General features: G+C 63.2%; 10 protein-coding genes. 7 read left to right on the plus strand and 3 right to left on the minus strand.

What is annotated here, in order from left to right:
- Positions 1-24: 24 nt before the first annotated feature.
- Both SBI67_RS01820 and SBI67_RS01825 read right to left on the minus strand, forming a co-directional pair.
- Complete coding sequence (locus SBI67_RS01820; protein WP_318978923.1) at positions 25-1,632, minus strand: AMP-binding protein; 1,608 nt, start codon at positions 1,630-1,632, stop codon at positions 25-27.
- The gene (locus SBI67_RS01825) at positions 1,632-3,302 is read right to left on the minus strand and encodes an AMP-binding protein (RefSeq protein WP_318978924.1); all 1,671 of its coding nucleotides are present in this window, start codon (positions 3,300-3,302) and stop codon (positions 1,632-1,634) included. The genes SBI67_RS01820 and SBI67_RS01825 overlap by 1 nt, the downstream gene beginning before the upstream one ends.
- A gap of 56 nt (positions 3,303-3,358) precedes the next feature.
- Between SBI67_RS01825 and SBI67_RS01830 the strand changes: the two genes are divergently transcribed.
- The 5 genes from SBI67_RS01830 to SBI67_RS01850 all read left to right on the plus strand — a co-directional run bounded on the left by SBI67_RS01830 (position 3,359) and on the right by SBI67_RS01850 (position 9,440).
- A complete protein-coding gene (locus SBI67_RS01830; protein ID WP_318978925.1) occupies positions 3,359-4,195 on the plus strand; it encodes a helix-turn-helix transcriptional regulator in 837 nt (278 codons plus the stop codon).
- An 84-nt stretch (positions 4,196-4,279) separates the two neighbouring features.
- Positions 4,280-4,693 (plus strand): SdpI family protein, encoded by a 414-nt coding sequence (locus tag SBI67_RS01835; RefSeq protein WP_318978926.1) that lies wholly within the window; start codon positions 4,280-4,282, stop codon positions 4,691-4,693.
- Between the two features lie 723 nt (positions 4,694-5,416).
- Complete coding sequence (locus tag SBI67_RS01840) at positions 5,417-6,043, plus strand: MspA family porin (RefSeq protein WP_266049976.1); 627 nt, start codon at positions 5,417-5,419, stop codon at positions 6,041-6,043.
- Positions 6,044-6,198: 155 nt separating this feature from the next.
- A complete protein-coding gene (locus SBI67_RS01845; protein WP_318978927.1) occupies positions 6,199-7,278 on the plus strand; it encodes a hypothetical protein in 1,080 nt (359 codons plus the stop codon).
- A gap of 62 nt (positions 7,279-7,340) precedes the next feature.
- Positions 7,341-9,440, plus strand: coding sequence for a hypothetical protein (locus SBI67_RS01850; protein WP_318978928.1), 2,100 nt, complete (start codon positions 7,341-7,343; stop codon positions 9,438-9,440).
- Between the two features lie 426 nt (positions 9,441-9,866).
- Here SBI67_RS01850 and SBI67_RS01855 read toward each other — a convergent pair whose 3' ends face one another.
- A complete protein-coding gene (locus tag SBI67_RS01855; protein ID WP_318978929.1) occupies positions 9,867-10,142 on the minus strand; it encodes a hypothetical protein in 276 nt (91 codons plus the stop codon).
- Positions 10,143-11,407: 1,265 nt separating this feature from the next.
- On the opposite strand from SBI67_RS01855, the gene SBI67_RS01860 reads away from it, so the two are divergent.
- On the plus strand, positions 11,408-11,881 hold the full coding sequence (locus SBI67_RS01860) for an LpqN/LpqT family lipoprotein (RefSeq protein WP_318979545.1): 474 nt from the start codon (positions 11,408-11,410) through the stop codon (positions 11,879-11,881).
- A 372-nt stretch (positions 11,882-12,253) separates the two neighbouring features.
- Positions 12,254-13,105 carry a CDP-diacylglycerol diphosphatase gene (locus SBI67_RS01865; protein WP_318978930.1) on the plus strand — a complete coding sequence of 284 codons (852 nt, stop codon included), beginning with the start codon at positions 12,254-12,256 and terminating at the stop codon, positions 13,103-13,105.
- Positions 13,106-13,113: the final 8 nt, after the last annotated feature.

Below are 13,113 nucleotides of genomic sequence, written 5' to 3' on the forward strand. Positions count from 1 at the left end.
TGAGCACGGGTACACGCGCCGAAGTCACAGCCCGAGGATCCGCACGCTCTCCTCGCGCATCTGCACCTTGCGGATCTTGCCGGTGACGGTCATCGGGAACTCGTCGACCAGGTGCACGTACCGCGGGATCTTGTAGTGCGCCAGCCTGCCTTCGGCGAAGGAACGAATCGCGTTGACGTCCAACGGTTTCGCGCCGGGCTTCATCTTGATCCAGGCACAGATCTCTTCGCCGTACTTGGCGTCGGGGACACCGATCACCTGGGCGTCCTCGATATCGGGATGGGTGTAGAGGAACTCCTCGATCTCGCGCGGGTAGACGTTCTCGCCGCCGCGGATCACCATGTCCTTGATCCGGCCGACGACGGTGCAGTACCCGTCCGCGCGCATGATGGCCAGATCACCGGTGTGCATCCATCCGTCGGGATCGATTGCCTCATGGGTCTTTTCGTGGTCGTCCCAGTACCCCAGCATCACCGAATACCCGCGGGTGCAGAACTCCCCCGGTTGTCCGCGTTCGACGATGTCACCGGTCGCCGGGTCGACGATCTTCACCTCGACGTGCGGGTGGGCGCGGCCGATCGTGGCGGTGCGCCGGTCCAAGTCGTCGTCGTGCAGCGTCTGGCACGACACCGGGGAGGTCTCGGTCATCCCGTAGCAGATGGCCACCTCGGCCATGTTCATCTCGTTGATGCAGCGCTTCATCACCTCGATGGGGCAGATTGAGCCGGCCATGATGCCGGTCCGCAACGTGGAGAGGTCGGTCTGCGGGAACGACGGGTGGTTCTGCATCGCGATGAACATCGTCGGCACCCCGTACACGCCGGTGCAGCGTTCCTGTTCAATGGCTTTCAGCGTCAGCTCGGCGTCGAAACCGGGAGCGGGGATCACCATGGTGACCGCGTGGGTGGTGCAGCCGAGGTTGCCCATCACCATGCCGAAGCAGTGATAGAACGGCACCGGGATGCATAGCCGATCCCCCGGACGCAGGTTGATGCCCTCGGTGACGAAGAACCCGTTGTTCAGCAGGTTGCGATGCGAGAGCGTCGCCCCTTTGGGGAAACCCGTTGTGCCCGAGGTGTACTGGATGTTGATCGGGTCGGTGTTGGACAGCGTTTGCCGCCGCGCCGCGAGTTCCTCCGGCGCCACCGCGGCGGCGCGCAGCGCATCCCAGTCGGCGGTACCCAGGAAGATGACGTCGGTCAGCGCGGGCGCCTCCGGACGGACCGCTTCCACCATGGCGACATAGTCGGAGGTCTTGAAGTCGGTGGCCGAGATCAACATCCGCACCCCAGACTGGTTGAGCACATAGCCCAGTTCATGGGTGCGGTAGGCCGGGTTGATGTTGACCAGGATGGCGCCGATCTTGGCGGTGGCGTACTGCACGATGGTCCACTCGGACCGGTTCGGTGACCAGATACCCACCCGGTCGCCCTTACCGATGCCACGGCCGAGCAAACCCCTTGCCACCACGTCGATCTCGTCGTTGAGTTCGCGGTAGGTCCACCGGGCGCCTTGAGCGCAGTCGACCAGCGCCTCGACATCCGGATACTCGGCGGCGGTGCGCTCGAAGTTCGCACCGATGGTCTCTTCGAGGATGGGTGTATCGGTGGGGCCGGCGTCGTAACTGTGCATCAGAGCAGATCCTCGTAACGGAATTCGCTCTCGATGGGTTGCCCGGATTCTTCGCGCCGGCGCAGCTCGACGCGCCGGATCTTGCCGGAGATGGTCTTGGGCAGTTCGAAGAACTCGACCCGGCGCACCTTGAGGTACGGCGCCAGGTGATCGCGGGCGTGTTCCATGATGGCGCGGGCAGTTTCGGCGTCGGCGGCCCAGCCGTCGGCCAGTGCCACATAGGCTTTCGGGATGGCCAACCGGGTCTCGTGCGGTTGCGGGACGACGGCGGCCTCGACGACGGCGGGGTGCTCGATGAGCACGCTTTCCAGCTCGAACGGGGACACCTTGTAATCACTGGACTTGAACACGTCGTCGGTGCGGCCGATATAGGTGATGTACCCGTCGGCGTCGCGGCTGGCGACATCGCCGGTGTGATAGTAGCCACCGTGCATCACTGCCGCATTGCGTTGCCGGTCATCGAGATAACCGGTCATCAGGTTCAGCGGCTGTTGGCTGAGGTCGAGGCAGATCTCGCCCTCGTCGGCGAGCTCGCCGGTCAGCGGGTCGACGAGCACTACCGGCACGCCGGGCATCGGCCGGCCCATCGAGCCTGGTTTGACGGGCTGGCCGGGAGTGTTGCCAACCTGCAGGGTGGTCTCCGTTTGCCCGAACCCGTCCCGGATGGTCAACCCCCAGGCGCGGTGCACGGTGTCGATGACCTCGGGATTGAGCGGTTCACCGGCGCCCAGGATCTCGCGCAGCCCTTCGGGTTTCGATCCGAGGTCGGCCTGGATGAGCATCCGCCACACCGTGGGCGGGGCGCAGAAGGTGTTGACGCCGGCGCGGTGCAGCTGGGTCAGCAGGGCGGGAGCGTCGAATCGGCTGTAGTTGTAGACGAAGATGGTCGCCTCGGCGATCCACGGCGCGAAGAAACAGCTCCAGGCGTGCTTGGCCCAGCCCGGTGAACTGATCGCCAGGTGCACATCGCCCGGGCGCGACCCGATCCACGCCATCGTCGACATATGCCCGACCGGGTAGGAGATCTGCGAGTGCTCGACCAGTTTGGGCTTGCTGGTGGTGCCCGAGGTGAAGTAGACCAGCAGCGGGTCGTCGACCGTGGTGACGGTCTGATGTCGTTCGGGCGTCGTGGCGTAGGCGTCCTGGTAGCGATGCCAGCCCTCGGCGTCCCCGACGGCGATGCGGACGTAGTCGCCGGGCACCTGCTCGAACTTCGGAGCGTCGGCGGCGTTGGCGATGACGAACCCCGCGCCCCCGCGACCGATCCGATCGGCCAGATCCTCCGGGCCCAGCGCGCCGGTAGTCGGCATGATGACGGCGCCGAGCTTGGCGACGGCCAGCATCGCCTCCCACAGCTCGACCTGGTTGCCGAGCATCAGGATGACGCGGTCCCCCTTGCCCACGCCCAGGCCCTTGAGCCAGGTGGCGACGCGGTCGGAGGCTGCCGCCATCTCGGCGAAGCTGACCTTGCGCTCGGTACCGTCCTGCTCGACGATCCACAGCGCGGTGCGGTCGTTGCCCGTGGAAATGACGTCGAACCAGTCGATGGCCCAGTTGAACGACCCGGTGATCTGAGGCCATTGGAAGGTCGCGACGGCCTTGTCGTAGTCGGCGATGACGTCGACCAGATGGTCGCGCGCCTCGCGGTACAAGTCGGTGTTGGTCGTCATGCAGATAGGATCTACGTCACAGTTGTCGGTCCGCTACCCCCGAAAGAGGGGAATCTGTGCAATCGCTGTTGAGGCCCCGCGATACCGATGCGGTGCGCGCCGAGCTGCGAAGGGTGGCCGCCGAGGCCGGTGTTCCGGTGCTGTTCGGCGGCGAGGTGCACGACGATGCGCTGCTGCTCACGGAGTTCGTCGGCACCCGGACGTCCGGCCTGCGGGGTCTGGTGGTGCGGTCCCGATCCGGGCTCGGTGGGGCCAGCATGGTGGCGGGCCGGCCGATGGCGGTCGCCGACTATCGCAACGACATGCACATCACCCACGACTACGACGCGCCGGTGCTCAGTGAGGGTATCCGCTCGGTGCTGGCCGTACCGGTGCTGGTGGACGGCCGGGCCCGGGCCATGCTGTACGGCGCCTACCGGGCGGCCGCCCCGATCGGTGGCCGGGCCATGGACCTGATGGTGGGCTCGGCCCAGCGACTGTCCTACGAGCTACGGGTGCGCGACGAGGTGGACCGCCGGATGCGGCTGCGTGAGGCGCACCTACCCTCCGGTGATCGGGTGGCCAACCCCGAGCAGATCCGAGAGGTGCATGCCGACCTACGCCGGCTGGCGGTGTCGGCACCCGCTTCCATACAAGGGCAGCTACGGGTGCTGGCCGACCAGCTGGGCGCGGCCCTGTCCGGCGGCGCACCGATCGCGGCGCCACTCACCCAGCGCGAGATCGACGTGCTCGCCCAGGTCGCTTTAGGGTGCACCAATGCCGAAGCGGCGGAGCGCCTTTCGTTGAAGCCGGAGACCGTCAAGAGCTATCTGCGCAGTGCCGCAGCGAAACTCGGCACGAAGACCCGGCATGAGGCGGTGTCGCGGGCTCGGCGGGGGCGGTTGATTCCCTGAGCGCGGCCGGCGACCGCACGCAAGGCGGCCTCGGTCGACAAGCTACTCGCCGGCCCCACGTAGAATCTGCCACGGGGGGAAAGCATGGATGCCCAACGTTCGATGGCAGCGATCGTCGCAGGCATGTTCATTGTCACTTTCGTTGTCCTTGTAGTCGTGATGGCCGCAGTTGCGTCTCGCGCCTCAACGGGTGCGCTGGCACGTAACCAGTGGGCTGGGATCCGTAGCCCGTCGACGATGCGGAGCGACCAGGCCTGGGTTGCGGCCCACCGGGCCGCAACCCGATTGACACCGCTGTATGTGCTGTGGGCTGCAGTGGCCGACGCGGCGCTGGTATTGGCGATACTGCGCGCGTGGTCGATCGGTGCAGTCATAGTGATCGCAGTGGCCGCATTCGCAGTGTTTTTCGTGGTCGCTATGTGTACGGCGGCGCTCGCTAGCCGTGCAGCCAAAGCCGTCGACAACGATACCGAGGGCGAGGCGTCACGAAGCTCCTGAATTCTTGGCAACCGAGTTGCGGCCGGCGAAGTCTGAAATTCCTTGCTGCGCATCGTTTTACAACCACAATTCGAGGACATGATGCCACTTCGCCCTCCGGTCACGTCATCGACGTAGCGCGATCAGCCACATGGTGAAGTACCCGAGGCTTCTTGCCAGCATCTCGTGACGCTACCGCCTCGGCACATCAGGGCAGTTAGGCCACCTGAGCCGTCGCTGGGCCGCCTTCCGGGTTGACGTATCAGTCAGGTATATGCGATTGTTTGCCACGTATCGCGAAGGAGCCAGACAAGGCCGGGGGGCTTTGCACTTCGCTGGGGGGATCACGATCTATGGACGCAGTCGAACTGGGAACCACCATTCTTTGCTGTGGGACGGATCACAGCTAGCTGACGTTCGGTTGACGAACCGGTTCCCGACTACACCGTGACTGTGCCCGGCGCGGACGTTAGAGCGGGTGTCGTTGGAGGTGGCCACATCGCATCTCTTAGCTGCCGCGACGTTCTGCGTGCTTGCGCCTACGCACATCGCGGGACGTTCGCGGGTTAGTCGGATACCGCTGTAAGGCAATCGGACTGGCTTAACTGGTTACGCGGGAAGGTTAACTTGATGGGTAGCGGTCTGGGGTCTTCTGGTCCCTTTGGTAGCGGGTCTTTGGCATTCGCTGTTCTCGCAGCGTCATGCCTGATCGCCGCACCAGGCGCGGGGGCTGATCCGCAGGTGATGCCGGATCGGTGGACGCAGTTCGTTACCGATGACGGCTGGGTGGTGGATGTGAACACCACCAACGAGGTGATCGATCACATCGACAATCTGGCGGGTGCATCCAATTCGTGGCAGGCACGGGTGACATTGCGCTCGGAGGCCCGCATTGGCGGTGCTGGTGGCGCAGTTATTCAGGACGCGCAGCTCGAATCGGGGTATTTCGTGGGCTGTCGGACGGATTCCTCCCCGGGGGTGGAGGTCGGTGTGGATGCCGGGATTGATCCGTACCAACAAATCAACGGCCAGGTGTACGGCGGTGGGTTCGGGCAAGGGCAGGGCGGTGCCGGCGGTGGCGGCGGTGGAGGCGGTGGGTTCGGCGGCGCGTCGGCCGGTGCCACGCTGGGTGTGCAGGAACATCTGGGTGGCCATATCCGAGTGTTGCTCAAACCTGGTGGCCTGGCGCAGGTTCCATTGGATCGGATCAGCCTGCGCAGCATGCATGCGGTGTCCAATCTGCGCGATCAGAACATCGAAGCCGACGGATGCGGCGGCCAGGTGAAGATCCAGTCCTACACCACGATCCGGGTTCGCACCGATAACGGCAACGACACCCAGACCCTCTACGGCGAACCTAAGGACTTGTGATCGTGGCAACCGCATTGCGTTCAGGACACCAGCGACGGCCCTTCTGTCGGCGCGCTGTGGTCACCGCAGCGATACTGCTGGTGATGGGCAACGCCGGCGGTGTCGTCGGCACCGCCGGCGCGGACCCGGCCTCGACCGACCCTTACCGTCCTACTGTGCCACTGCCGGTCCAGCGGCCCATGCCTGAAGACCCGGCACGGATCAATCCGATTGGCGGGGCGCGGATCTCTTCGAGCACCCCGCAGGGGGAGACCGCCGGCATGGAACGTCCACTGGCCGCCCAAGCGGAACGTGGTGCTGTGACAGCACCGATGTGGGCCAAAGACGGCATCTTCGCCCCGACTGCACACCCAAACCGGCAGATCGCGATCCACCTACCCGGCGAGCTCAGTCTCGGGCCAGCTGCCTGGACCCCTGATGGCGGCGCCGTGTACGGCTCCAACGACGTGGACTACCAGGTGATCCCGTTCGCCGGAGGTGGGGCCGACATGGTGATCACCCGTAAGACCGTGTTCTCAGGTAGCACCTACCCGATCGGGATCAAACTTCCCGCTGCAACGCATCTGCGCCAAGGCACCAATGCCGTGCTGGTCGAAACCGATCCGGCCCCTGGGGATCCGGCCCGGGTGATCGGCACATTCAGCATCCCGACCGCCACCGACGCCAATCAGGCACTGCTGTCAGTCACCCCGACATTGGGGCCGGGTTTCCCGCCTGGGCAATCCAACCTGACAATCGATCTCGGGCCTGCCAACGTATTCGCGTTCCCGGTCACCATCACGCTGTCGTACCGGGCCTCGGATATCCCGACTACGGGCGCCCCGGCCCCGGACTGGGCCGGCCTGCCACCGGGGACTCGCACCTCCGTCGACATCCTGCCAAGGCCGGCCAACTATGTCGCCGACCCGACCGGAGCCCACCGACCTGACGGTGTTGACTCGACGCTGTACGCGCAGCGGCACTCCGGAACCTGCCAAGGCGGCCCCGACCAGTACGCCGCCGCCGATGGCCGGGCCGCGAATTTCCTTGCGTCATGCCAAACGCAACAGCTTTGTCTAGCAAGCACTCCCGCGCAGACGAGTGTCGACTCCTGCAACGCCCGACTGCTGGCCAACATGTCCGCACAATGCGTCGTGACCTTCGGATCCGCAGGGCCGGAGTACGACGGGTGCATCCGAACTGCCTCGGACGAAGTGGCATGGGCTAAAGCGAACATGGTCGGCGGACCCGAATGACCACTACGTACGCCGGCACTGCAACTTGCCCGGGTTCTCCTGCCTGCACGAAGGACTAGAGCATGAGCAATAACATCATCGACCATGGCCACGATCGTGGCGAACCGCTCACCGAGCCGTCGTCCGCGGTTCCCGCGCCACCGCTGGCCGGTTTCGCTGCCGGGATTACCGGGGCCGCACTGCTTGTCGCTGGGGTGTGGGGTCTGCACGTCCTCACTCCGGGAGGCAATCTATCAGTGGGGGCGGTGGCGCTGCTGCTCGCCGCGTTCACCGCCCTGGGTAAAGGCATCACCCTCATCCAGCGCGCAGTCGCTCCGATCACCGCAGCCGCGACCATGGCGATGTCCGGAGTTCCGGCACTGGTGCGTGGGACGGCAGGAATGGTTGTTGGCGCCGCGGGAATCTGGTGGGTGCTGCGCGGACACGCGGCCCTCTGGTGGGCGCATTCCACCGGCAATGCCGCCGGCTGGACGCTGCTCTCGGCGCTGGTGCAGGTTGGGATCATCGCCACTGCCGGAGCATTGTTGTTCGGTGGCGCCACCACGCTGGCATCGGCCCTAGGTCTGACTACTAGCGCCCGCCGTGGCGGAGATCGGTGGGCATCATGGTGGTCTTCGCGTCCGGGGTTGGGGTTGATGCTGCTGGCCGGTGCCGCTGCCCTGGTGGCGCTGTCCGGCTACGTCGTGCCCCGCGTGTCGGATTGGCTACTCGGCGGTGACCCGAAGGCAGCGCTCGCCGCGATCACGGCGATCCTGATCCTCGGATTGCTGGCGAACACCTGGTGGTGGGGAGCCCTGTCCGGATGGTGGGCCTGGGCGCACCGCCCACACACCCCCGGCAGTGGTACCACGCCAATGGGCCAGATGTACGCCGGAGCCGGAGTTGTTGCGCTCTTGTGGTTCTCGGCCACCGCATTCGGCCTGGCGGTTCCCGATTCCTACACGGGGCCCGGCGCAATGCCCCGAGCCCGCGCCGATTGCCCACCGGACTGCGGTGGTGGCAGCGGATCGGGCTCGTCCGGGCCGGACCCATCGCAGTTCCAGCCACCCCAAATGCCCGATCCGCCAGGGCAATACCAGGGCGGTGCCAACTCCGGATATCCCGGTCCCGACCAGGCAAACGGCATATCCATCTACAACCCTGCCACCGGCCAAGGCGGCCCGGCGCAAGGCGGCTACCCCCAATACCCCTCGCAAGGTCAACCCGGCCCGCCCGCTAACGGCGTCCAGCCACCCAACTACGACGCCCCCCTGCAGAGCCCGGCACCGCAACAGGCGGCACCGGCACCCCAGCAGGACGCCCCGGCCAACAGCACCCAGCCGCCGAATTATCATGCCCCGAATCAAGCTTCCGTGCCTCAGCAGGCACCGTCCGCCCCGCCGCAACAGCCCCCTGCTGGGCCCGAGCAAGCCCCGGGCCAGCAGGCACTAACACCACAACAACCCGCGCAGCCGCCCGAAGGTCAGCCGCAACCCGGCCAGCCGAGCCAACCCCCTGAACAAGGACAACCGAGCCAACAGCAACCAGAGAATCCAACCAACGAGCACTCCAGCCAACAAGTTCAACAGCAGCCGCAGAACCAGAAACCCACCACGCCACAGAAGGAGCCAAACACTCCCGTCGACCCGACCGACCTAGCCGCAGCCGCCACCCGCCGCGGATCACAGCAGGCAGGACAACAAGCGGCGCAACAAGGCGCGCAAGCGACGCAACAGGCCACTCAACAGAGCACAAAACCTATGCAACAGTCCACCCAGAATAATGGCGAGGGGAACTCAGCGGCGACAGCCAAAGACTTGGCATTTAAGGGCGGGCAGGCAGCCAACGATGCCACTGAGGGCGTCGTAAAAGCAAACGAGTGGGCAGTCAAGCAAGCCGAGAAGGAGGGGCTCACAATTGCTGAAGATGCAACAAAGGTCCTTTCAAAGGTCGGTAAGGCAACACCTTATATCGGTCCGGTGCTTGACATTGCCTCAGCCGGTATCAATGTGGCGAATGGCGCGCCCGTCGGAGAATCCGCTGCGAAGGCCGCTCTGTCGATCGGCGGATCACTGGTCGGAGGCTTCTTGGGTGGCTTGACCGGACCATTAGCCCCCGTGGCAGTTCCACTGCTCGCCGGGGTCGGCGGCTTCCTCGCCGAGAAAGCTTACGATTGGTTCTGACCAGATGGGGAAACAGATGGCGAATGCCGGCATTTACGGCACCATATCGATTGCAATCATCCTGCTAACGGCCGTGGCAGTATTGATCGTTTACCAAACTAAGATCAGGAATGGCCAACGGCGACCTATGGCGTTAGCCATATGCGCCTTGGCATTGACCGTTGCGACAATTGCGGCATGGTTTGCGTTCCCGGACGGAATGACCCGCTACACCAGCGTGTGTGTAGCTGTAGTAATTCTCACCCGCACAGGATATCTTTGGGTAACGATTCCGAAGCCAGTCCAGCGATGACCCCACTCTTTGGCATACTACTCGTGATATCCATGCTCATGATGTGGGTCACGTTGACGTCGAGACGATATCTACTGGCTTCAGCATTCTTCCTACTCTCGGTTACGAGTCTGATTCTACTTGTTTCCCCTAGGCTAGGATTTTCCACTGAGGTAGTCGTCGCTTCTGTCGGCGTGATTACCGGCTCGTTGATAATCGGCGCGTTCAATTACTGGCTCCGCCGCCATTTCGTCAATTGGCTCAAGGCGAGCCGCAACAATAATCGAGAACCCGATATATAACGGACGGAATCTCATGGGCTGCGTCGAGGAACGCCCGTTGCGCTTGCGGAAGAATCTTCCTAACTGGATCGCACGGCGCATAGGATAGATGCCAATAAAGCGAAAAAACAGATACGGAAAGACGAACAACGATGGCGACGATGGAAGCAAATGACAAAACCGCAGATTCTTACGAAATATTCGGTATCGGCACTCAGTGGACAGAGACCGAGGCCGGCTAATGGTTACAGCAGTGACGGTGGTGGTCGGATTCGCTGGCCTAGTTGCCGCGCTTACGTCCTTAAGACCCAGGGCGAACACGCCTCTGGCGCGCATTCCCTTCCTGGCAATGAGCTGTACCGTTTTACTGACAGCGACTACTGCTGGCGTTTACTCACTGCTGCACTCACAAACGTTAAAGATTGGCACTCTGCGTAGCGCTTTGGTGATTTGTATAGGCATCATTAGGATCGCCAAGTACCGCTGCACCTCATTTTCCATACTTGCCCCGTCCTGACCATGACTGGGGTAATCAACAATCTTGCTCTGTCTCGTCTCGATTCGAAAAGTGGCGTCGCCATGGCCTTCCAGGCGTTAAACGGAAAGAAGGATTTCGAGAACAGGAGCCACCCACGCGTGCTTAGTTGGTTCCCCCGCCCTCGTGAACCCTTCCTATCACCTCCTTCGCGGACAACCTTCGACTAATTTTGCGCACCCCTGCCTTGTCAGCGTATCGGTATATCTCGGTAGGAAATTCTGTAGTGAGCGGCGTGAAATTGCCCTGGAGCCGAGCTCAGAGTCTATTCATCTATATCAAAACAGCTGGGCTTCAATAGCTTTTGTGGAGGCGTCTTATGGACATACCAGATAGAGAACCACACTCTCGCCGCCCACTCACCGGTGATCAGATACGAGGCGCCTCCGCCCCACGAGAAATCCCTTTAAAACCGAAGACGAAGAAGAAGCCAGCTAGTTGGTGGGAACGGCTTATCAGATTTGCTGCTTGGATAACGTGGATCGTTGGGCCCGCAGCGCCACCTCCATCGACGCTAGAAGAAATGCATGACGCAAAGAAGAACGAGAAGCGAGCCTGAAAAAGGAATTCGCTTTACACGTTGAGGATTATGATCTCGGGCATCGTTCGTCTATGAGGCGCATACACCAAGAGATTCCATAAGCACGCTATGTAATGAACGCTGGCACGTAGAAATGGAAAGCGGTAACAGATGAACAGTCATGGCGGAATTTTCAGAGCTATATGCGGCGGATTTGTTGCCGCGGTTGCGGTGGGATGCGTCTCGCACGCCCCTTCGCCATCGGCGTCAAGCGCGGCGGGCGCTGCGACGACGGCACCGCCCTCATCGGCAGTCGTCAACGCGGCGGGATGCACCGCCAGTGACGTCCCGCGCACTACCTTGAAACCCAAAGCGGCCGACGAACCCACGCTGGCCCTTCCCACCCCATCGGGGTGGGTCTACTCGGCGTCGATGAACTCGCAGATCATCCGCGGGTTCGCTGCCAACGTGGGACTGCAAGCCAATGACTTCACCCCGAACGCAGTAGTGACCCTCGAGGATCTGACAGGCAAGGTCGGCAATGCCGAGCAAGGCATCGATGCTGAGATCTCCGCCATCGCGCAGAACGGAATCGCAGTGACCGGCCGAATATCGGGGACCGTCTGCGGGCACCCGAGTACAACGATCACCTACACGCTTCTACGCCAATCGGTGACGGCGCTGATCACCGTAGCAACGGCTGGGCCGAAAGTATGGGCCGCAATCGTGACCGTGCAAACCGCCGAACCGGACAATCCGGCTTACATTGCCGGTAAACAGATCATCCTGAACAACTTTCAGCTCATTCTGCCTGGTCACGGTTCCACCCAATAGTGGGTCTTGGTTCCCGTCTACAGCGAGTAGACGTCGGCCAAGAAGTGCCGACTCCCGTCGATTGGGCACCAGGCAAGTAGTGCTCCTTCTTGATTGGTGCGAGCACTATCCGTGCTGGACCTCCATCTGTCGGAATGCGCTGCGCGACCACCGATCCGAAGGCCCAAATCCGTTGCAGCGCAGAGGGGACGAACGAATCAAGCCGACCTGGCCGCACACGGTCAGTTACTCTCCAACCCACCGCCGTCCCCCAATCGGGGGAACCCAGATTCCCCCGTCGCGCAGCCCGACCAGCGGACAGACCGGGGCTTCCGGATGCGGGAAGTTGTTCTCACCAAGCTTTCACCACCGATCAAGCAACGGAGAACAACGATGACGAACACCTCTCGCAACCGCTTCGCCCTCCGCGTCGCCACCGTCGCCTCGCTGGCCGCCGTACCGGCCCTGGCCCTCGGACTCGCGCCGGCCTCCAACGCCGACGCCACAACCGGCGCCTTCGGCCCGTGCTCCACGGCCAAGCAGATGGCCAGCCCACTGTGGCGGGACGTCGATCCGGCCACGTACAGCCCGTCGCACAAGGGCACCAACTTCGACCTCCAGTGGCCGAACAACGATTCGACGCGCGGCTGGGCGGTACACAACGGAAACCCGAACCAGAAAACCAAGTTCACCGACCTGCTCGTGATCCCCACCATTGCTGAGTCCGGCATCGAATGCCCGAATCTGCTCGGCGATGCGCCGAACTACTTCAAGCACGCCGCCGACGAAGCCTCGCTGCTGACGGGGGTTGACGACTGGGCATTGGCCATCAATTCCGCGGACAGTCGCGGCCAAGACCAGATGCACATCCACCTGACCGAGTTGTACCGTCCCGCCCGCCACGATATCGACGCCGCCGCCAACAGCGGCAAGATCGCCGAGCGGGAAAGCGATTGGGTGAACTCCGTCGTGCCGGTCACCGGGCACGACCAGTCCCTCGCGAAGTACAGTGCACCCAACGGTTACCGCGCCTGGCATGTCAATTCGTTGGACCACAACTTCTTCGCGAAAGTGAACAACGACATTGTGCAGCCCAAGAAGACCACCATGTCGCACGTGATGATCCTGATCGCCAAGGATCCGCGTGGCGGCTTCGACGTCCTGGAAAGCGATACCCAGACCGGCCTGTCACCCGCCGGCATGAACAATGTCGAGTCCTTGCTGTGGAAGGTCAACGGCAAGTAACCCAGGAC

Origin of the sequence: Mycolicibacterium chengduense (assembly GCF_033741155.1) — a bacterium.
Taxonomy (GTDB): Bacteria; Actinomycetota; Actinomycetes; order Mycobacteriales; family Mycobacteriaceae; genus Mycobacterium.

Coding starts and splice junctions, on each gene's coding strand:
- SBI67_RS01825 (WP_318978924.1), bottom strand. CDS start 3,302: ATGACGACCAACACCGACTTGTACCGCGAGGCGCGCGACCATCTGGTC.
- SBI67_RS01850 (WP_318978928.1), top strand. CDS start 7,341: ATGAGCAATAACATCATCGACCATGGCCACGATCGTGGCGAACCGCTC.
- SBI67_RS01820 (WP_318978923.1), bottom strand. CDS start 1,632: ATGCACAGTTACGACGCCGGCCCCACCGATACACCCATCCTCGAAGAG.
- SBI67_RS01865 (WP_318978930.1), top strand. CDS start 12,254: ATGACGAACACCTCTCGCAACCGCTTCGCCCTCCGCGTCGCCACCGTC.
- SBI67_RS01840 (WP_266049976.1), top strand. CDS start 5,417: ATGCCGGATCGGTGGACGCAGTTCGTTACCGATGACGGCTGGGTGGTG.
- SBI67_RS01835 (WP_318978926.1), top strand. CDS start 4,280: ATGGATGCCCAACGTTCGATGGCAGCGATCGTCGCAGGCATGTTCATT.